The sequence below is a fragment of the Pilosibacter sp. NGB245 genome, from assembly GCF_057397225.1.
Genome location: NZ_CM171584.1, coordinates 84,551 through 104,072, shown reverse-complemented (window position 1 = coordinate 104,072; position 19,522 = coordinate 84,551). Strand labels below are relative to the sequence as shown.

General features: G+C 49.3%; 17 protein-coding genes and 1 other annotated feature. Of the genes, 3 read left to right on the top strand and 14 right to left on the bottom strand.

Going from position 1 to position 19,522, the window contains the following annotated elements; all coding sequences use genetic code 11:
• Window positions 1-135 precede the first annotated feature (135 nt).
• The 6 genes from ACXMYH_RS00475 to metG all read right to left on the bottom strand — a co-directional run bounded on the left by ACXMYH_RS00475 (window position 136) and on the right by metG (window position 6,983).
• Window positions 136-1,449: an MATE family efflux transporter gene (locus tag ACXMYH_RS00475; protein ID WP_117503785.1), complete on the bottom strand. Its 1,314-nt coding sequence runs from the start codon at window positions 1,447-1,449 to the stop codon at window positions 136-138.
• Window positions 1,450-1,551: 102 nt separating this feature from the next.
• On the bottom strand, window positions 1,552-2,244 hold the full coding sequence (locus tag ACXMYH_RS00470; RefSeq protein ID WP_015553983.1) for an L-2-amino-thiazoline-4-carboxylic acid hydrolase: 693 nt from the start codon (window positions 2,242-2,244) through the stop codon (window positions 1,552-1,554).
• A gap of 119 nt (window positions 2,245-2,363) precedes the next feature.
• On the bottom strand, window positions 2,364-3,230 hold the full coding sequence (rsmA, locus tag ACXMYH_RS00465; protein ID WP_015553982.1) for a 16S rRNA (adenine(1518)-N(6)/adenine(1519)-N(6))-dimethyltransferase RsmA: 867 nt from the start codon (window positions 3,228-3,230) through the stop codon (window positions 2,364-2,366).
• 129 nt (window positions 3,231-3,359) lie between these two features.
• The gene (locus ACXMYH_RS00460; RefSeq protein WP_486555278.1) at window positions 3,360-4,136 is read right to left on the bottom strand and encodes a TatD family hydrolase; all 777 of its coding nucleotides are present in this window, start codon (window positions 4,134-4,136) and stop codon (window positions 3,360-3,362) included.
• Between the two features lie 81 nt (window positions 4,137-4,217).
• Window positions 4,218-5,006: a TraX family protein gene (locus tag ACXMYH_RS00455; protein ID WP_486555277.1), complete on the bottom strand. Its 789-nt coding sequence runs from the start codon at window positions 5,004-5,006 to the stop codon at window positions 4,218-4,220.
• Window positions 5,007-6,983 carry a methionine--tRNA ligase gene (metG, locus tag ACXMYH_RS00450; protein ID WP_486555276.1) on the bottom strand — a complete coding sequence of 659 codons (1,977 nt, stop codon included), beginning with the start codon at window positions 6,981-6,983 and terminating at the stop codon, window positions 5,007-5,009.
• 180 nt (window positions 6,984-7,163) lie between these two features.
• Window positions 7,164-7,408 (bottom strand) — a binding site (T-box leader).
• 167 nt (window positions 7,409-7,575) lie between these two features.
• Between metG and ACXMYH_RS00445 the strand changes: the two genes are divergently transcribed.
• Both ACXMYH_RS00445 and ACXMYH_RS00440 read left to right on the top strand, forming a co-directional pair.
• Window positions 7,576-9,294 carry a bifunctional lysylphosphatidylglycerol flippase/synthetase MprF gene (locus tag ACXMYH_RS00445; RefSeq protein ID WP_486555275.1) on the top strand — a complete coding sequence of 573 codons (1,719 nt, stop codon included), beginning with the start codon at window positions 7,576-7,578 and terminating at the stop codon, window positions 9,292-9,294.
• On the top strand, window positions 9,282-10,157 hold the full coding sequence (locus tag ACXMYH_RS00440) for an alpha/beta fold hydrolase (RefSeq protein WP_486555274.1): 876 nt from the start codon (window positions 9,282-9,284) through the stop codon (window positions 10,155-10,157). The genes ACXMYH_RS00445 and ACXMYH_RS00440 overlap by 13 nt, the downstream gene beginning before the upstream one ends.
• A gap of 72 nt (window positions 10,158-10,229) precedes the next feature.
• Here ACXMYH_RS00440 and ACXMYH_RS00435 read toward each other — a convergent pair whose 3' ends face one another.
• Window positions 10,230-10,709 carry an acyl-CoA thioesterase gene (locus ACXMYH_RS00435; protein WP_118298237.1) on the bottom strand — a complete coding sequence of 160 codons (480 nt, stop codon included), beginning with the start codon at window positions 10,707-10,709 and terminating at the stop codon, window positions 10,230-10,232.
• Between the two features lie 285 nt (window positions 10,710-10,994).
• Between ACXMYH_RS00435 and ACXMYH_RS00430 the strand changes: the two genes are divergently transcribed.
• Window positions 10,995-12,827, top strand: coding sequence for a DUF885 domain-containing protein (locus ACXMYH_RS00430; RefSeq protein WP_486555273.1), 1,833 nt, complete (start codon window positions 10,995-10,997; stop codon window positions 12,825-12,827).
• Window positions 12,828-12,899: 72 nt separating this feature from the next.
• On the opposite strand, the gene ACXMYH_RS00425 is transcribed toward ACXMYH_RS00430, so the two are convergent.
• The 7 genes from ACXMYH_RS00425 to ACXMYH_RS00395 all read right to left on the bottom strand — a co-directional run bounded on the left by ACXMYH_RS00425 (window position 12,900) and on the right by ACXMYH_RS00395 (window position 19,505).
• Window positions 12,900-13,256: a DUF1667 domain-containing protein gene (locus tag ACXMYH_RS00425; RefSeq protein WP_118298240.1), complete on the bottom strand. Its 357-nt coding sequence runs from the start codon at window positions 13,254-13,256 to the stop codon at window positions 12,900-12,902.
• A 16-nt stretch (window positions 13,257-13,272) separates the two neighbouring features.
• A complete protein-coding gene (locus ACXMYH_RS00420; protein ID WP_118532194.1) occupies window positions 13,273-14,529 on the bottom strand; it encodes an NAD(P)/FAD-dependent oxidoreductase in 1,257 nt (418 codons plus the stop codon).
• Window positions 14,530-14,540: 11 nt separating this feature from the next.
• Window positions 14,541-15,977, bottom strand: a complete 1,437-nt coding sequence (locus tag ACXMYH_RS00415; protein WP_118298242.1) for an NAD(P)/FAD-dependent oxidoreductase — start codon at window positions 15,975-15,977, stop codon at window positions 14,541-14,543.
• A 22-nt stretch (window positions 15,978-15,999) separates the two neighbouring features.
• A complete protein-coding gene (gene glpK / locus ACXMYH_RS00410; protein WP_118532192.1) occupies window positions 16,000-17,526 on the bottom strand; it encodes a glycerol kinase GlpK in 1,527 nt (508 codons plus the stop codon).
• A 380-nt stretch (window positions 17,527-17,906) separates the two neighbouring features.
• Complete coding sequence (locus ACXMYH_RS00405; RefSeq protein ID WP_486555272.1) at window positions 17,907-18,389, bottom strand: DeoR/GlpR family DNA-binding transcription regulator; 483 nt, start codon at window positions 18,387-18,389, stop codon at window positions 17,907-17,909.
• Window positions 18,390-18,400: 11 nt separating this feature from the next.
• The gene (locus ACXMYH_RS00400; protein ID WP_486555271.1) at window positions 18,401-18,676 is read right to left on the bottom strand and encodes a DeoR family transcriptional regulator; all 276 of its coding nucleotides are present in this window, start codon (window positions 18,674-18,676) and stop codon (window positions 18,401-18,403) included.
• Window positions 18,657-19,505 (bottom strand): helix-turn-helix domain-containing protein, encoded by an 849-nt coding sequence (locus tag ACXMYH_RS00395; protein WP_118532188.1) that lies wholly within the window; start codon window positions 19,503-19,505, stop codon window positions 18,657-18,659. Before ACXMYH_RS00395 ends, ACXMYH_RS00400 begins: the two co-directional genes overlap by 20 nt.
• Window positions 19,506-19,522: the final 17 nt, after the last annotated feature.

The following is a 19,522-nucleotide window of genomic DNA, read 5'->3' as shown; positions in this document are numbered from 1 at the left end:
ACCTTCATAGTTACACGCAAAAATCCATTCCAGATCAGCTTCGCTGATGGGATTTTTGCCCTCCAGCCTATGTTTTCTTACGGTCAGCGCAGCAAGTGCGCAGACCTACTGAACAGTTACCATATTTTTTTTATATTAATGTTTTTCCCTTTTCATAAGCACAAACGCAACGCCCGCCGTGATGAACTCTGATACAGTCACCGTAAGCCAGATTCCGTCTACACCAAAGAGTGCCGGGAGAAGGAACACGAACACGCTGTTTAAGATCACTCCGCGGAGCAGTGTGATCGTTAAAGAAAACCGCGGTCTCACAGTAGACTGGAAATACATTCCGCTGATGATGTTCCACTCGCTGACTAAGAAGCAGAGGAAATACAGCCGGATCGCCGGGACCGCCATTGTGAGGATCTCCGGTGTCGGGTCCAGGAACAGATAGGACAACTGTACCGGGATCAGCATGCCGATCGCAGTGAATATGAAGCCTGCAGCAAATCCGGTCCGGACTCCCAGCTTTCTCGCCTCGCCGACTCTCTTCAGGTTTCCCGCGCCAAAGTTTGCGGAAAGCAACGGCTGTACTGCCTGAGCGATACCGTTGGAAATGGACGATGCCACAAGCGCGGTGTTTGTGATGATTCCATAGACCGTGATTCCCATCTCTCCCACGTAAGCGAGGAGCTGGCGGTTAAACAGCAGCATCACGAAACCGTTGGAGATCTCCAGAATAAAGCTTGCGAGCCCATTTCCGAGCACCTCCGGCACCCGTCTCCACACATCGCTAAATTCCAGCTTCAAGTGGTTATCTTTCGAGAAAAAATGGCTTGCGAGGATCAGCACCGTGAGTGTCGTTCCGGTGGCTGTCGCCAGCGCCGCACCTCCCATTCCCCATTTCATGATAAAAATGTATACATAATCCAGGATCACATTGGTGACGCCTCCACTAATCACGCCCGCCATGGCAAGCTTCGGCGCACCGTCATTTCGGACGAATGCCTGAAGGAATGAAGACAGGGCAAACATGGGAGCCGCTGTTGTGAGCACAGTTCCGTAAGGCACGGTGTATTCATTTAAGAGTGGGGTATTTCCCATAAAAGTAATCAGAGGGTTGAAAAAGATTCTTCCCAATATCAGAAAGACTGCTGACAGAGCAAGCACCACACAGAGTGCCGCCGTAAAATAACTTCTGGCGCGTTTTTCATCGCCGCGTCCTCTGGAAAACCCAAAGAGAACGCTGCCGCCGACTCCGCACATCATTCCGATCCCGAAATATGTGTTGTAGAGCGGCAGTAAAATATTCATCGCCGCAATACCGGAACCACCGACTCCGCGTCCGATCATCATCGTGTCCGCCAGAATATAAATGGAGGTCACGAGTGTTGCGCTGATGGACGGCACCAGGTAACTGAAAAATACCTGGCGGACCGGGGATTCCAGCATATTGATCTGTTTCATAAGTGTTGCTCCTCAATATTCTTCAAAATGTATTTCGATATACCTTGTTCTTCTTTCTAACAGCAATATTTCAGCAGCTCTTTTTGCAAAGCTGCTGATTTCTTAGTCTGCGATGTTAAAATTCGTCCTTGCATATCCTGCCAGCGTGTCTGCCATCTTTTTTCCATACTCTGCGGCAAAATCATCAAGGACTCTTTCAGCGATCCGTGTCCCCTCTTCCCCGAAGATTGCTTCACAGACTTCCCGGTATGCCCAGTAGGAGTGAGCGCAGTGGTACTCGAAAGATCTGAGGCCTGCCGGATTTTTTGCCATATTGGACTCCGGCGTCAAACCGGCGTTCCGGATCGTCTGTATACAATAATCATGGTCATGGAGTGTCTGGGAGACCTCATAGCGAATCTCCGGGTTGAAACCTCGGGAAATGGACGCATCCAGGTCCTTACAATAGAGAAGCCCCGCTTCCGGGAGTCCCATATTCTTAAACTGGGTGTGCCACGGACAGACATGGATGTGGATCTGAAAGTCCGGGCTTAAGCTTGTCGTCTCGGACTGGTTTCCGAGTCCTTGTGCTTTCACCTCTTCCGTGTTGACCCATTCACCGTACTGGCAGTATGTCTCATAAGTCAGAGGTTTTCCGTCCCGGATCGCTCGCTGTGCCATCCGACGTCCACGCTGTTCGCCGTAATATCGGGTGGCATGCAAAAATGCCGCCTCGCCGCGGTCACCGAAGATTTCCTTCAGATAAACATAATATTTTGCCGCGATAAACGCGTGTGACAGTTCTGTAAATCCCATAATGCTTCCTCCCGTCCTATATTCTATTCTTCTGCTTCACCATAGCGCTCTGGCTTGTATACAAAGTCTATGCTGCGGACAGACTCATTTTCCCGCATGACCAGATATCCGCATGCTTCTTATTTCATCTCTCCAAGAATATCCGACAACTGCGCAAACTGTGCAAGGCTTAACGCTTCGCCGCGGATCGTCGGAGTGAGTCCCATCTCTGCGATCGCTGCCGCGATCTGTTCCTTTGTATACGGAAGTTCAGGCGCATTTCCGAGACCGTTCTGCAGCGTCTTTCTTCTCTGATTGAAGGACGCGCGGATGATCTTGAACATCAGGGCAGGATCCTTCACCTCAACCGGCATCTCCTTATGTCTTGTAAGCCGGATCACCGCTGATCCCACATTCGGGCGCGGGATAAAGCAGTTCGGCGGTACGTTCGCTACGATCTCCGGCTCCGCGTAATACTGGACAGCCAGGGACAGAGCGCCGTAATCCTTGGACCCCGGTCCTTCCTTCATGCGGTCCGCAACTTCCTTCTGGACCATGACGGTAATATTGTCGATCGGCACTCCGCTCTCAAAGAGCCCCATGATGATTGGGGTCGTGATATAGTACGGCAGGTTCGCAACGACCTTGATCGGCTTTCCGCCGTTGTATTCCTCGGCCAGTGCCTTGATATCGACTCTTAAGATATCCTCGTTGATGACGGTCACGTTGTCGTAATCCGCCAGTGTCTCCTTTAAGATGGGGATCAGGTTCCGGTCGATCTCAACAGCTACAACATGTCCGGCGTTCTCCGCAAGGTACTGGGTCATGGTTCCGATTCCCGGGCCGATCTCAAGGACGCAGTCATTCTTTGTGATTCCAGCTGCGGAGATGATCTTCTCCAGTACATGGGTATCGATCAAAAAGTTCTGACCGAACTTTTTCTGAAACATGAATTCATACTTCTGTATGATCTCTATGGTATTCTTTGGGTTTCCCAGATTTGCCATTTATTTCTCTCTTTCTATTTTTGACTGCGCTTTTGCGCAGGTGCTTTTGTTGCATGAGGTGCATCTTGTATACAAAATTTGATACCATTCCGATATCGCAGTCCGATCGGTCTGATCGTCCCGAAACTCCTACTCTGTGATCCGATACAGCGCTCTAGCGTTCTTCGCCGTCTCTCGGATGATCTCTTCCTTGGAAACACCCTTGATCTCTGCCAGTTTCTCCGCCACATACGGCAGATTTCCGGAATAATTTCTCTTTCCGCGATTCGGCACCGGTGCCAGATATGGGCAGTCCGTCTCAAGAACAATCCTGTCTAGTGGTGCGTATTCCGCCACCTCAATCAACTTTTTCGCGTTCTTGAAGGTCAGTACTCCGCCGATCCCGATGTAATATCCCATATTCAGATATTCTCTCGCCATCTCCACTCCGTAGGAAAAGCAGTGGATCACGCCGCCGGTGGCACCGTTGTGTTCCACTTTCATAATATCTAACGTGTCCTTCGCCGCGTCACGGCTGTGGATGATCACTGGGAGTCCCGTCTTCTTTGCGACCTCAAGCTGCGCCGAAAACCAGTGTTTCTGGATCTCCCGTTCCGGCTCGTCCCAGTAATAGTCAAGACCGATCTCACCGATCGCCACAACCTTCGGGTTTTCTGCCAGAGATTCCAGCCATTTCATGTCCACATCCGTAAGCTCCGCCGTCTCATTCGGATGCACGCCCACCGCCGCATACATGAAGGGATGCGCCTCGGCCAGTGCCAGCGTTGTCTTTGTTGACGCGATGCTCGCTCCGACATTCACAACGGTTCCGATTCCCTGTTCTTTCAGTCCCGTGAGCACTTCCTCCCGGTCCGCGTCAAATGCCTCATCGTCGTAATGGGCATGTGTGTCAAAAATATAGTCCATTCTTTCTGTCCTCAAGTCATATGTCGTTTTCTTTTTCATCCGGAGCCGGCATCTGTAAGACTTTTTACACAATCTCATTTTTTACAGTCCCACAGCCATCTTGATTCCCCGGATCACCAGCAGATGCAACGGATAAAACAGATAGAAAATTCTTCCGCTCCCACTGCCTTTTTCTCCATTGTAACGGTTTATCAGGAAAATTGCAACGCAAGCCGCAGCGCCATAGAAATCCATATACATACAAAATAAAAACACAATGCAGACAGCCGTGCGAAACTGTGGTTCCGTGCGCAATGTATACAATATAACGATCAACAGCACGCCCATAAACCCATAATCCGTCTTCAGATAATAGGCTGCCAGTCCGAAAGGAACCGCCGCCAGAACCCGGATATACCGCTCATATTCCAACGGAAATCTCCTCTGGCCTACCGCCTTCCTGCCGCCATCTCCTGTTTTTTCCCGGTTTCCGTATGACACTCCAGATCCGGTCCCACAGATCAGATCGCCGACCCAGACTGCCAGAAGTCCCAGAAGTAATGTGAACACCGTATTCTGATCCACCGGAAAAAGCCATGTTCCCCCCGCAACAAGATCAAAGGGGATCTCCGAAATAACCGCCAGCAGAAGCAGCCTCAGTGCATACCTTCTCCGGTCCCTCGTGTGCACTGCGCCCTCCGCGATCATAAACGCAAAGAGAGGAAAAGCCACACGCCCCACAAGGCGCATGGCTGTCCCACAGAGACTCCAGGCAGCGCCCGAAGCCAGTTCTGACTGTTCAATAAGCCCAACGGCAGCATGGTCGATGACCATGCTGACCAGAGCAATGTTTTTTAGCTGTTCCGCCGAAAAGCAAAAGCGTACCTTCACTTAGCAGACCTCAGAACCGGACTTGATATCCTTTGCCGGTGTCATTAATGCGAGGTTGCCCTCATCATCCTCTGCGCAGAGGATCATGCCTTCCGATAACATGCCTGCGAGCTTCGCCGGTTTTAAGTTCGTAACGACCATAACCTTTCTGCCGACCATATCTTCCGGTTTATACCATGCCTTGATTCCGCTTAAGATCTGTCTTGTCTCAGAACCGATCTTAACCTGGGAGCAAAGTAATTTTTTGGACTTCGGAACCTCTTCACACTTCACGATCTCACCGATCTGGAACTGAAGCTTTGCGAAATCATCATATGTGATCTCCGGCTTCTTCTCAACGTCCATGCCCGGCTTCTCTTCTTCCTTCTTCTCTTCCTGTTTCTCTGCTGCGGCTGCTGCCTTCATGGCCTCAACCTTCTCCATAACGTCCTTGATGTCCATACGGGCAAACAGGATCTCCGGCTTCTCTGTAACCTTGTTTCCGTTCGGGTACAGACCGAAGGTATTCATGTTCTCCAGCAATCTCTTCTCTGTGTTTAACTGAGCGAGGATCTTCTCAGAAGTTTCCGGCATGAAGGAGAATAACAGGGACGCACCGATGGTGATCGCCTCTGTGAGATTGTAAAGAACGGTTGCAAGACGATCCTTCTTTGCCTCATCCTTTGCGAGTGTCCACGGAGTTGTCTCATCGATATATTTGTTGCTGCGGCGGAAGATATTGAAGATCTCTGTGATCGCGTCTGCAACGCGGAGCTTATTCATCTTCTCGTCTACTTTCTTGACCGTCTCAAGAACGGTTGCCTTTAACTCTTCATCCACCGGCTCTGCAACGCCCTTGTTCTCGACAATTCCGCCAAAATATTTATTTGTCATGGAAACGGTACGGTTTACAAGGTTTCCAAGGATGTTGGCAAGGTCAGAGTTCATGCGCTCAACCATAAGATCCCAGGAGATCACGCCATCGTTCTCAAACGGCATCTCATGAAGTACGAAGTAGCGGACTGCATCTACACCGAAGAAGTCAACGAGCGTATCTGCATAGAGTACGTTTCCTTTGGACTTACTCATCTTGCCATCGCCCTGTAACAGCCACGGATGTCCGAATACCTGCTTCGGAAGCGGAAGACCGAGAGCCATTAAGAAGATCGGCCAGTAAATGGTATGGAAGCGGATAATATCTTTACCGATCAGGTGAAGGTCTGCCGGCCAGTATTTCTTAAACTTCTCGTCGCTGTTTCCGTCACAGTCATATCCGATTCCCGTGATATAGTTGGTCAGCGCGTCAAGCCATACATAGGTAACGTGCTTCGGATCAAAAGTGACCGGAATTCCCCACTTGAAGGAGGTTCTGGATACGCAAAGATCCTGAAGTCCCGGAAGCAGGAAGTTGTTCATCATCTCGTTCTTTCTGGATACCGGCTGGATAAACTCCGGATGCTCGTTGATATATTCGATGAGCTTCGGAGCATATTTACTCATACGGAAGAAATATGCCTCTTCCTTTGCCGGCTGTACCGGACGTCCGCAGTCCGGGCATTTTCCGTCTACGACCTGGGACGGAGTCCAGAAAGACTCACACGGTGTGCAGTAAAGTCCTTCATAATGTCCTTTGTAGATATCGCCCTGATCATATAATTTCTTGAAGATCTTCTGGACCTGTTTCTCATGGTAATCATCTGTGGTACGGATGAATTTATCATAGGAAGTGTTCATGAGGTCCCAGATCTCCTTGATCTGTCCTGCTACGTTGTCAACGAACTCCTTCGGAGTTACGCCTGCGTCCGCAGCCTTTAACTCGATCTTCTGACCGTGCTCGTCGGTTCCTGTCTGGAAGTAAACGTCATAGCCCTGTTCTCTCTTGTAGCGTGCGATCGCGTCTGCTAATACGATCTCATAAGTGTTTCCGATATGCGGTTTGCCGGATGTATAGGCGATCGCTGTGGAAATGTAGTATGGTTTCTTACAGTTTGTACACATGGATTGATTCCTCCTGTTTTTTATCTCTTTTTACGGCTCTTCTCCTGCCGGTTATCTGCTCACAAAATACAGCTTTTTCTGTATCTTTCAGGCATAAATGGCACACAGGACGTTTTCTGCGCTGGGGACTTTTTCTGCCGCGTTATGTGCCGCAATGCATAAAAAAAGCCCGTCTTTATTATTAAAGACGAGTCCCCCCGTGTTACCACTTTAAATTCAGCGATGCCTCACGGTCATCGCCCTCACCGGCTGTCACCAAACAGCCTGACGCGCTAACGGGCGCTTCCGGCACAGGCTAAACGGAGATTTTCTTTTCACCTGCACAGCTCCAGGACCATCTTCCGCCGACTCTTCGCTCCCCTTTCGCACCAGCCGGGGTCTCTGAAAACTTCCTTTCGGCGTACTCTTCCCTTCCAAGCTTTTTCCATATGATGTCTTTAGTCTATCCTGTTCAAATAAATTTGTCAAGGCATCCCGTCGGTTTCCGCGGGAACTTTACTTCCTTTAGTTGATTTTTCACACAAAAAAGACTACACTTTGTGTTACCATAAAACAGATCGTATTCATGATTTTTGCTTCGGAGGAATGACTTATGAATGAATCACAAAAAAGACTGGATGAAAAACGGCAGCTCCGGATCCGTCTGGAGAACATCTCGATCGTTCTGCTCGCCGTATTTTCTTTTTTCCTGTTTCTGCTGACTTTTTTCCCGTTTTCAAGGATCTCCCAGTCCATGCAGGCCTCTTTTGAGATGGGGCGCATGGTCCAGCGTGCCTTTTCCATTGTTCTTTTCGTGCTGTCGCTGCAGTTATGGAAGAGAAAGCGGAATGCATGGATGATCGCGATGGGGATCTTCACACTCAACTTTCTGCGCGGTCTCATCGGGATGGGACATCCGCTGCACAACGGAGTCATGATCTTTGACCTCGTTCTGTTTCTTCTGTTTTTTGCCCTGCGGAAGGATTTCTGTATCCCGGCCGGACGCGAGAACCGGAAGCAGACCGTAACACTTGCTTTTCTTGCCATTGCAGGTGTCCTGATCAATGTCGGGATCACCTGGCATTACATGCAGGTTGGAACCGCTGCCGGATCCTCCGTCTCCTTTGCGGACAGTTTCGCCCAGGGCATCGGCATGATCTTCGGAATGGGCGATCTTCCTGCTTCCATGGCAGACCGTCATGGAACAGAATTTGTCCTTTTCTGGTTCAGCTGGGGCTGCATCCTCGCCGCCATCCTCTGCGCACTGCGTCCATGGCTTCAGAAACAAGCTCATGGAGCCCAGGAGATCCAGCATGCCAGAACACTTTTAAACCTGTACAGCCAGAATCCATGTTCCTACCTGGCGTTGGAAGATGACAAATGTCTGTATTTCGGGCATTCTGTTGACGGAGTTCTGCCTTATGGGACCGTCGGCGATACCATCGTTGTAAACGGCGATCCAGTCTGTAAGGATGAAGATTTTCCTGCACTTCTCGCTGAGTTCCGCGAGTTCTGCCAGAACAGTGCCCACAATATTTTCTTTCTCGGTCTGACCGACTACTACCTGTCGGAATATGAAAAGCAGGGATTCGGTCTCGTAAAAAGCGGGGAGGAAGCGCGGTTTAAGCTTTCTGACTATGAGATCAGCGGCAAGAAGGGCGCCAAGATGCGCATGAACATCAACCATGCGACAAAAGCCGGCATCACGGTCCACGAATACAAAGTGCTGGAGAAACGGGATCCTGATCTCGACCGCGAATTTTACCGGATCACGGACGAATGGCTCGAAGGGAAGAAGAGCGGAATGCTTCAGTTTACGATGGGAACCGTCGGACTCGATGATCCGATGGACAAGCGTTACTTCTACGCCCTGAATTCGGATGGAAAAATGGTTGCCTTTATCGTTTTTGTTCCTTTCCTTGGAAAGAACGGCTACATGGCCGATGTGACGAGACACGGAAAAGATGCGCCGAGCGGTGTCATGGAGACGATCATCTACGAGGCGTTCCAGGTATTTAAAGAAGAGGGGATCGGCTACGGCAGTCTCGGAGTCGCCCCGCTTGCCGGTCTGAACGCAGAGAGTAAAAATCCGATGGAACGCCTGCTCCAGTTTATCTATGACCATTTAAACGCGTGCTACGGTTTCCGGGATCTTTACCGGGCAAAAGAAAAATACAGCCCGACGGAATGGGTTCCGTCTTACTATGCGTACCTTCCGAAATATCCGACGCCGAGCATGCTGTATGCCGCTGTTGAGATCCAGAATCCTCATGGGATCCGCGGGTATATTCTCACGCTTTTAAAAGGGGAACTTCACAAATGGAAAAAATGATCTGTCGTCAGGGTATGGCGGATACGCCCAAAGTTTGGATTTATTATAAAGAAAGCGGGCACGGAGTTCCGATCCTGATGCTCCACGGGAACGCGGAGACGCATATGATCTTTGACTTCTACGAGAAAAAATTGTCTGCAAACTACCGGGTGATCCTGATGGACAGCCGTGCCCACGGACGTTCCCGGATCAAGCCAGACAATGCAGATGCTGAGTTTACGACTGCCGATATGGCAAAGGATGCGGCGGCGCTTCTGGATGTTCTCCGGATCCCGTCGTGTATCCTCTTTGGATTCAGTGACGGGGCGAACATCGCACTGGAGTTCGCTTCTCTTTTTCCGGAGCGGACGCTTTCTGTGATCGCTGTCAGCGGAAATATCACGCCTGACGGACTGATCTTTCCCGTCCGGATGTTCTGCATTGGGAAGTATTATTTTTATCGGATCTTGTCCACGCTTTTCCGCACATGTTTTCTTTCACAGAAACGTCCGCGCCGTGTGGACTCACCAGCTTCCCATCCGCAGAAAAAAGGGCATGCATTTGCTGACATGGTCTATTCTCATGTTTTCCGCTGCCAGCAGCTCGCCTCCCTGCTCTGCAACTCGCCGCTGATGACAAAAGAACAGCTGCATGCGATACAGGCGCCGGTCCTTCTTCTTGCGGGGACAAGAGATCTCGTGAAAACCTCCCACTCCCGGCTGATGGCGCGGCTGATCCCGCGTGCGCAGCTCGTCCTTGTGAACGGTGCTACCCATACTTCCATGTTTGGAAGAAAGCAGTTTTATCTGAACGTCATTCTGGACTTTTTGAAAGGGTGCCCGGCAGCGCCTTTCGGATGCATGGCAGCAAAAAAGGACCTTTGATCTGTTTAAGGTCCTTTTTTGTTGGCTGTGTGTTTCACAGTCCTTTATTTATGCGGATATATACGCACTGTTTTAATAATTCTCGATCCGTCTCTGCTTTCTCAGCGCGTTTCTGCGCTCTCCGGCTGCCCATGCAGCTTTTTCTTCCTCGGTTTCCACGATCAGTCCCGGAACGGTTGTCGGATGATCATTCTTGTCGAGTGCTACCATTACAAAATATGCGGTATTTACAAGTTTTCTCGTTCCGTCGAGTGCCTCCACATAGGTATCGACCTGAACCTCCATGGAAGTATGACCCACATAAGTAAGTTTTCCGAATAAGATCAGCGTATCATTCATATACACTGCTTCCTTAAACTGAAGGCTGTCCACAGAAGCCGTTGTCTGGTTGCAATGGGAATGTCTTCTCGCTACAACACCCGCAACGATATCGATCCACTCCATCAGCTGTCCGCCGAAAAGTCGGCCGGCACCGTTGATATGGCTCGCAAGAACGATCTGTGTCTGTTCTACTGCTGATTCTGATACATGACGCATTAATCTTTCACACATAATTCTGTTCCCCCCTCCTCATTCTTAGATGATCCCCGTCTGCTGGGTCTTCCATCCGCAGACGCTGGTGCCAAATGTGCATTTTGTCCTTGGGTATCGCACATTTGTCTTTCTGTCGCGATACTACTCAGTATATCCTCTTCCGCGCTTCTTTTCAACCTTGAAAAGAAAAGTTCCTGTATTTGTAAGTAAAAAAAGTTCTGTATTCCCTCATCTGATTCATATATTGAACCAGTCAGCTTCCGTATTGATCCTATTGGCAGCTGCATCCGGGAGGTTCTTTTTATGAAATGGAAACACATTTGGGCAGCTGCTCTGGCACTCTTTTTCCTGTTCATTCTCACTGCCTGCGGAAATGAGCGGATTTTCTCTGCCAGTCCGGCGGAGACCGGGGAATCTTACTCTTCCAATGACTTTTCATCCGGCAATCCCGCTACTTCTGAAAAAGCTTTAAAGCTCCAGGCAGATTTCGACTCATTCTGCTCTGACCTCTTTCACACCGAGATGGAGTCTTCCAGCACTCTGGATCTCCACTACACGCTGCTCCACCCGGAAAATTACGGAATTGATGCGGGGGATGCCTCCCTTGGCACTTACCGCCTGTCCGAGCTCATCACAAATCACCATGACCTCCATGATCTCCGAAAAAAACTCAACGACTTTGATCCTGGCTCCTTATCAGCAGACCAGCAGATCCTTTACGATTCCCTTTCCGCGATGACTGATACTTCTCTGATGGCGGAAGGTCTCGAGCTCTACGAACAGCCACTTGCCCCCACCATCGGGATCCAGGCGCAGCTCCCGATCCTGCTGTCGGAGTATTCTTTCCATTCTCTCCAGGATGTCGAAGACTATCTCTCTCTGCTTTCCCAGCTCGACTCCTATTACGGTGATATTCTTTTCTTTGAGCAGCAAAAATCTGATGCCGGACTCGGTCTGTCCGACGCTTCGATCGACCGGATCATCGAATCCTGTGAAAGTTATCTCATTGACCCGGAAGACAATTTCCTGACGGAGACCTTTGAAAGCCGCCTGAAATTTCTGGAACATGAGATCACTCTGACAGAACAGCAGAAAACTGACTTTCGTTCCCGTCATCTTGACATGATCAAAAACGCGTTTTTGCCCGCTTATCGCCATCTGATCGACGGGCTTTCAAGCTTAAAAGGGCGCGGGATCAACGAAAGCGGTCTCGCCGGATTCCGGGACGGAAAGCAGTACTATGAATATCTTGTAAGATCAGGTCCCGGTCTCTCCTATCGTACGATCGAAGAGTTGAAAACTGCGCTGTCTTACCGGATGCAGAAAGATCTGGAGACGATCTCCTCTTTTTCCAAAGCTGCCGCTTCCGATCTCACTTTTTCCTGTACACAGCCTGACCAGATCCTTACAGATCTTCAGGATCAGATGAATTCTGACTTTCCGGCGCTGTCTGATGCTGCCAGGCAGTACGAGATCCGCTATGTCCCGGCCCAGCTGGAAGCGGCGTTGAGTCCTGCATTTTATCTCACCGCACCGCTCGATGATCCCGCTCAGAATGTGATCTATATCAATAACGGCAGTACCGGCGCAGAGGATGAACTTTATCCCACGCTCGCCCATGAAGGTTTCCCCGGACATCTCTACCAGACAGTCTATTTCCGGGAACATGCGAAACATCCACTGTCCGCCCTGCTGACCTGTTCCGGCGCAGCGGAAGGCTGGGCGACTTACGTGGAAAATCTGGCCTGGTCCTATGATAATGGTGTTTCCACAGAAACCAGCGCCTATCATGCCGCCATGCGGTCCTTTTCGCTCTGTTTTCACTCCCTTTTGGACATCGGGATCAACTACGACGGCTGGTCCAAAGATCAGGCCGCCGCGTTTATCCGCACCTGTTTTGACGCAGACGATGATCTGGTAGAAGAGCTCTGGCAGACAATGATTGACAGTCCCACGAACTATCTCGAATACGCTGGGGGATACGTGGAGATCATGGAAATGCGGGAAGAGGCGGAAAAAGCACTCGGGAACCGGTTCTCCGCAAAAGAATTTCACAGATTTCTTCTCGATCTCGGACCCATGCCGTTTTCTGTCATCAGGAAATATTTCAGACTATGGCTTGAGAAGAATGCATGAAAAAACGGCTGTCCGGAGAATCCTTTTATCATTCTCCGGAGCAGCCGTCTCACTTTTCCTTATATATTTTTCCTAGCCGACGCTGTCAGATGCCACGATATTGACACCGCAGCCGCAGATGTTCTCAACGATCACATCATATCTCTTCACCGGTGCTTTCACATCCACTGCTTTTAACACTTTCATACAGTCCGCAAGCAGCTCCTTCGGAACCGGTTTTTCGGAGCGTACCGGAAGAAGCGGCTGATCTGCGCCCTCTAATTTCACAGTGCTTGTGAGAATCCTTACCGGATGTGCAAATTCCTGCTTCCCGTACTCCTCTCCACGCTTACATGTATATCCAGTGATCGAATCCACCCGGTCGCCTTCGCCTGTTACAGTGATATGACATCCCATCGGGCAGACAGTACAGATAATCTCTTTCTCCATCTTGTCTCCATCCTTCCTATTTCACTACTTCTACCGTTACGTCATCTCCGGTGATTTCAGCTGTTTTTACTTCTACATGGCACATCTCACCAGGATTTACACGCTTCGCCTTCTTCTCAGAGAGTACCTTATCTCCGCTCTTTACACGGATCACAACATCCAGTTCCGGATGAAGGACACGGAAGAACAGACGGACAGTCTCATTTTCTTCACCGATCTTTACACGCTGCGGGCAGAGATAGCGGACATTTTCACCTGTCACAGACGGAACCTCGCGGTTTGCCTCCGGGAGTTTGTGCATCGCATAACGGGCTGCAGATGCACCTGCATTCATACTCTCAACGGTTACATTGTCAACAAGATCGTTTACATGAACAACATTTCCACATGCAAATACGTTATCCCAGGATGTCTGCATATACTGGTTTACTTCCGGTCCATTTGTGATACGGGAGATCTTCACATCAGCACCGCGGCTCAGTTCATTCTCCGGGATCAGACCAACTGACAGAAGCAGCGTGTCACACGGAATAAACTCTTCTGTTTCCGGGATCGGTTTTTTATCCTTATCAACCTGTGCGATATAAACTCCCTCTACTCTCTCGTTTCCGACAATTCTTGTCACCGTATGAGAAAGTTTTAACGGAATTCCAAAATCATCCAGGCACTGAACTTTATTTCTCGTCAAACCTGCAAGGAAGTCCATCAGCTCCACAACAGCGATGACATGGGCACCTTCCAGTGTCATTCTTCTCGCCATGATCATTCCGATATCACCGGAACCGAGGATCACGATATTCTTTCCAACTACAGCGTTCTGGCGGTTAACAAGACGCTGTGCAGCACCTGCTGTGTAAACGCCTGCCGGTCTTGTTCCCGGGATCATGATGCCCGCACGTGTTCTCTCACGGCATCCCATCGCAAGAACGATGCTTCCGGCTTTTACCTTTGTCATTCCGTATTCGGAGTTTACACAGATCACTGCGCTCTCTTCCGGAATAACCTCCAGCACCATGGAATTTAATAATACTTCCGCGCCAAGTGCCAGCGCCTCTTCTTTGAAATGTCCCGCATACTCCGGACCTGTCAGCTCTTTATGGAAATAAGTAAGTCCGAATCCCGGATGGATACACTGCTGTAAGATGCCACCCAGTTTTTCATCTCTTTCGATGATCAGGACTTTCTCCGCTCCTTCTTTTTTTGCTGCCACAGCGGCAGATAAGCCTGCCGGGCCTCCTCCTACAATTACCACATCAGTCTGAATCTCGTACATAGTATCCTCCCCTATCTCGTTTTCCCGGCAACCATATAGGAACCCGCATTGTTTTTATTGACTTCTTCCACCGGAATACCCAGTTCTCTTGCTAAGATCTCGATGACCTTTGGTCCGCAGAAACCGCCCTGACAACGACCCATTCCTGCTCTTACACGGCGTTTTACCGCATCTACGCTTCTTGCACCCAGCGGTCTGTGGATCGCATCCAGGATTTCTCCTTCTGTGATCGTCTCACAGCGGCAGATGACTCTTCCATACGCCGGATTTTCCTTTACGATCTCATCCTGTTCTTCACGGCTCAGTTCATGGAAACGGACGATTCCTTTTCTCGTTGAGATGAAGTTCTCCTTAAATACCATCGGTGCGCCCATCTCTCTCATAACATCCGCAACATATACACCCATCGCTACGGAGAGTGTAAGACCTGTGGAGCGAACGCCTGACAGGTTGATATAACCCTTTAAGTCGTCATATGTATCAACATGAAGTCCTTCCGGATTTCTGTTCGGGCGCAAACCGCTGTACTGGGTGATGCTGTCGCGGACATTGACGTTCGGGATCAGGTTCTTTACATCCTTTAAGATGCTGTCGAGACCTTCTTTTGTCACGGACTTATCCGTCTTATTATCAAGATCCTCAGCAGTCGGTCCCACTAACATATTTCCGTGAATGGTCGGACACATTAATTTTCCTTTTGTGATCTTGGTCGGGATCGGAAGTACGATCTCATTTACCTTACAGCTTGTGTTCTTATCAAGAATATAAAACTGGCCTCTTCTTGCAACGACTTTGTAATCAGCCTTTCCTACCATTGCAGCGATCTCATCGCAGTAGAGAGCCGCTGCGTTGATGACATATTTTGTCTCGATCGTCTCACCTGTCGTTACAACCTCACTTACAGCTCCATCTTTTACCTTGATATCGGTCACTTTTGTATTTAAAAGGAAATGAACACCATTTGCATTTGCATTTTCTGCCAGAGCCTGCACAAGGATAAACGGATCGATGATACTCTCTCTCGGAATATAGAGTCCGCCTTTGACCTCCGGATTCAGGTTCGGCTCCATCTCAAGAAGTTCTTCCGCTGTCTTATACTGAACATCGTAAACACGGTTCATAAATGCTTTGTGCTTGATCTCCGGGAGTTTTTCGTACTGTTCTTCCGTGATCGCCGGAAGGATCGCTCCGACTCTCTTAAACGGGATATCAAGATCCCTGGTGAGCTGATCATACATCGGGTTTGCCGCTACAACAAGCTGGGATTCCAGTGTTCCCGGTGACGCATCGTATCCGGTATGGATGATCGCGCTGTTGGACTTTGATGCATCGCCGCCAACATCTTCATTTTTCTCTACTACGGTTACATCCAGCTGATATCTGGATAACTCGCGGGCGATCGCACATCCGACTGCACCTGCACCAATAATTACCACATCTGTTTTCATATTTCCTCTCCTTCACCTTTATTCAATCAAATTCTCCGGTCAGTTCCGGTCCATCTGTCTCTTCTTCCTCGACCCATTCCTTCGCTCTGGCGACTGCCCGATGCCACATCCGCATCTTTTTCTCCCGCTCTTTTTCACTCATTTTCGGATAATAACGTTTTTTGAGCTTCCAGTTCGCCTCGATCTCATCAAGGTCTTTAAATAATCCAGATCCATACGCTGCCATATAGGCAACTCCCAGTGCAGTTGTCTCGGAGATTTCCGGCACATCCACCGGAATTCCAAGAATATCCGCCTGAAACTGCATCAGAAATTCATTTGCTGTAATTCCGCCGTCCACACGCATCGCACGGATCCTGATGCCGGAATCCATCTCCATCAGATCAAGAATATCTCTTACCTGATAAGCGATGCTCTCCAGGGCAGCCCGGACCACATGAGCCCGCTCAGTTCCTGGTGTGATCCCGATCAGCATTCCTCTCGCGTATGGATCCCAGTACGGCGCTGCAAGTCCGGTGAGCGCCGGTACAAAACAGACACCGGCTGTATCCGGAACCGATTCCGCGAGTTCTCCCGTCTCCTTCGCATCGGAAATAAGATGCATCTTGTCCTTCATCCATGTGATGACGGAACCTGCAACATAGATTCCTCCGTCCAGAGCGAATACCATGTCTTTTCCATGCATTTTCCAGCCGACGCATGTAAGAAGTCCTGTATTGGAATAAACCGGTGTTTTTCCTGTGTTCATCAGCATGAAGCATCCGGTTCCATATGTCGTTTTGACCATTCCCTCGCTCAGACAGGCCTGTCCAAACAGGGCCGCCTGCTGGTCCACCATATTTCCGGAAATCAGGATCTTTCCTTCTTTTCCGTCACACCCCCGCAGTGTGGCATATCCATATTTTTCTGTGCTGTTTCGGATCTCCGGAAGAATGCTCTTCGGAATTTCCAAAAGCTCCAGCAATTCGTGATCCCATTCATTCGTATGGATATTGAAAAGTGCGGTCCTTGATGCCGTCGAATAATCGGTAGCAAAGACTTTTCGGTCAGTGAGATTCCAGATAAACCAGGAATCGGTCGGTCCTGCCAACAGTCTTCCTTCCATCGCAGCTTCCTTCGCGCCTTCCACATTGTCAAGGATCCATTTGATCTTTGTCGCGCCAAAATACGCATCTGCATGAAGTCCTGTCTTCTGGCGGATCATATACTGGATATCTTCTTCCAGCTCTTCGATCCATGTTGCAGTCCTTCGATCCTGCCAGACGATTGCCGGATAAAGCGGTTCGCCTGTCACTTTATCCCAGACGACAACCGTCTCTCCCTGATTGTCGATTCCCATGCATTCGACCTGTTCAGCTGTCACATGGGCTTTTTCCATCACCTCTTCTGCCGCCTCTTTTATCTGCGCCAGGATTTCTTTCGGATCGTGTTCCACCCAGCCCGGCTGCGGATAATATTGTTTATGTTCTTTATGTGACGAAGCGGCCAGATTCCAGTCTTCATCCAGCAGGAGTACCGTTGTCCCGGTCGTTCCCTGATCAACTCCCATAAAGTATTTCCTGCTCAACGGTTCCCCTCACTTCCTTCCTGATACGCAGAATCATTTTCTGTTTTTTTATTGTATTTACTATATCACACAGATTTAGAGAATTATATTCATGATTTTTATAAAAATTGCTCGTGTGTTTGTGCTATTTTGCACATAAAATTTGTGATTTTTATGTAATCGCACATAATCGCAACTTTCCAGCGTCTTCTTCCGCTTTCTCTGTCTTTTCCTTCCGGCTGATTCCGTAAATCCACCTGTCCGGCAAATCCTTCTGTATCTGATCATGCCTCTCAGAAATATGGAAAAAGGGACTTCCACAGCCCACCATGGCTGCTCAGTCCCCTTTGCCTTTTTTCTGAAATCCAACATATTTTGTTCTTTCACGCAAGATACACTTTCATTCCCTTTGCCTTCAGTCTCCCGATCAGATTTTTATCCGCCTGCCGATCCGTCACGAGCGCATCGATCTGTTCCAGGCTGCACACCTGATTCATCGCCGTCACTCCAAATTTACTGTGATCCGCAAGTGCGATCACCTTCTGCGTCCGGCTGACCCCGATCCTGCGAAATGGAGTTTCCTCCACATGGTAATCTGTAATTCCAAATTTTTCCGTCAATCCGCCGACTCCGAGAAAAATCTTGTCCGTCTGGAAATAGCGCATATTTTCATCTGCAATGTTTCCGGATACGGAGAGTTCATTCTTGCGCACTTCTCCGCCGACCATGATCACCCGGATATTTTCATCCACTGATAGATCCAGTGCGATCGGGATCGAATTTGTGATCACAGTGAGGCGTCTCTTTTTTCCAACCAGAGCACGCGCAAATTCCCGCGTCGTCGTTCCAAGGTCGATCGCGATCACTTCTCCATCCTCTACAAGATCAACGGCTCTCTGACCGATCGCTTTTTTTCTTCATAGTGCTCCAGCTGGCGTTTCTCGATCTTCGGTTCCACTCCGCGTTTTTTTCTTAAGATCGCTCCTCCATATACACGGTCGACAAGTCCTCGTTTCTCCAGATATTCCAGATCTCTTCGGATCGTCTCCATGGACACACCATATTGCTCCACCAGCTCATTGGCCTTTACCATTCCGTCACGATTCAAAAGGGCTATGATCTTTTCCCGTCTGTCATACAGCACATTTCTCACCTTCCTTCTCCGTCTGCAGCCACTTCTGATATTGTCCCGGACACACTCCCGTCATACGGCGGAACACACTCCCGAAGTGCGACTGATCATAAAACTGCATCTGGTAGGTAAGATCTGTCAATGACAGATCCGGCTTTTCCGCGATCGTCTGAATCGCATTCTGAAGGCAGATCTGAAGATTCAGCTGTTTCGGTGTGACTCCCACATTGCTGACAACTGCCTTCTGGATCGTCCTTGCACAGAATCCATACTCCTGTTCCAGTTCCTTCATTCGGATAACTTTTCTGTATTTCATCAGGTAATTTACGATCGAACTGGCCAGCTCCTTATCTGTTTCACGAATATCGGATTTTTTCCGGACACATTCCTGCAGGAATTTTGAGATCACCTCGCAGTGTTCCTGCCCATTGTCCACAGAATTTACTTCTTCTATAAACGGAACTGCCCAGGGAAATACATCGGTAAGCAGAAGTCCTTCAGCCGGAATATCTGCCGACGGAAGTCCGGTCAGTTTTGAGAAACTCGCCGGTGAGAACTGCAGCTGTGCACTTTCTTTGATCCCATACTGCGGCAGGATCTTCTTCTCCGGAAGCACCCCGTAAAGGTATGCTTTTGCTTCTTTTTCCTGCACGGAAAACATGATCCCGATCTGCCCAACACCTGGAATACAGTCCAGTCCTTCCGTCCCTTCGTTCATACCGTAACGAATGATCCGTACCGTCTCATCTTCGATCCGGAGATACGTGTCTGTGCGTTTTCGTGTGATATCCCAAAAGGGCTGTTTTGTAAAAAAGCGATCAGTCGCTTTCAAAATTTCTGATTGCGTCATGGCACGTCCCTCCTTCT

Coding starts and splice junctions, on each gene's coding strand:
- ACXMYH_RS00430 (WP_486555273.1), top strand. CDS start 10,995: ATGAAATGGAAACACATTTGGGCAGCTGCTCTGGCACTCTTTTTCCTG.
- glpK (WP_118532192.1), bottom strand. CDS start 17,526: ATGGGAGTTGATCAGGGAACGACCGGGACAACGGTACTCCTGCTGGAT.
- ACXMYH_RS00415 (WP_118298242.1), bottom strand. CDS start 15,977: ATGAAAACAGATGTGGTAATTATTGGTGCAGGTGCAGTCGGATGTGCG.
- ACXMYH_RS00475 (WP_117503785.1), bottom strand. CDS start 1,449: ATGAAACAGATCAATATGCTGGAATCCCCGGTCCGCCAGGTATTTTTC.
- ACXMYH_RS00425 (WP_118298240.1), bottom strand. CDS start 13,256: ATGGAGAAAGAGATTATCTGTACTGTCTGCCCGATGGGATGTCATATC.
- ACXMYH_RS00420 (WP_118532194.1), bottom strand. CDS start 14,529: ATGTACGAGATTCAGACTGATGTGGTAATTGTAGGAGGAGGCCCGGCA.
- ACXMYH_RS00395 (WP_118532188.1), bottom strand. CDS start 19,505: ATGACGCAATCAGAAATTTTGAAAGCGACTGATCGCTTTTTTACAAAA.
- rsmA (WP_015553982.1), bottom strand. CDS start 3,230: ATGGCAAATCTGGGAAACCCAAAGAATACCATAGAGATCATACAGAAG.
- ACXMYH_RS00440 (WP_486555274.1), top strand. CDS start 9,282: ATGGAAAAAATGATCTGTCGTCAGGGTATGGCGGATACGCCCAAAGTT.
- ACXMYH_RS00460 (WP_486555278.1), bottom strand. CDS start 4,136: ATGGACTATATTTTTGACACACATGCCCATTACGACGATGAGGCATTT.
- ACXMYH_RS00435 (WP_118298237.1), bottom strand. CDS start 10,709: ATGTGTGAAAGATTAATGCGTCATGTATCAGAATCAGCAGTAGAACAG.
- ACXMYH_RS00470 (WP_015553983.1), bottom strand. CDS start 2,244: ATGGGATTTACAGAACTGTCACACGCGTTTATCGCGGCAAAATATTAT.
- ACXMYH_RS00445 (WP_486555275.1), top strand. CDS start 7,576: ATGAATGAATCACAAAAAAGACTGGATGAAAAACGGCAGCTCCGGATC.
- metG (WP_486555276.1), bottom strand. CDS start 6,983: ATGTGTACAAACTGTAAGAAACCATACTACATTTCCACAGCGATCGCC.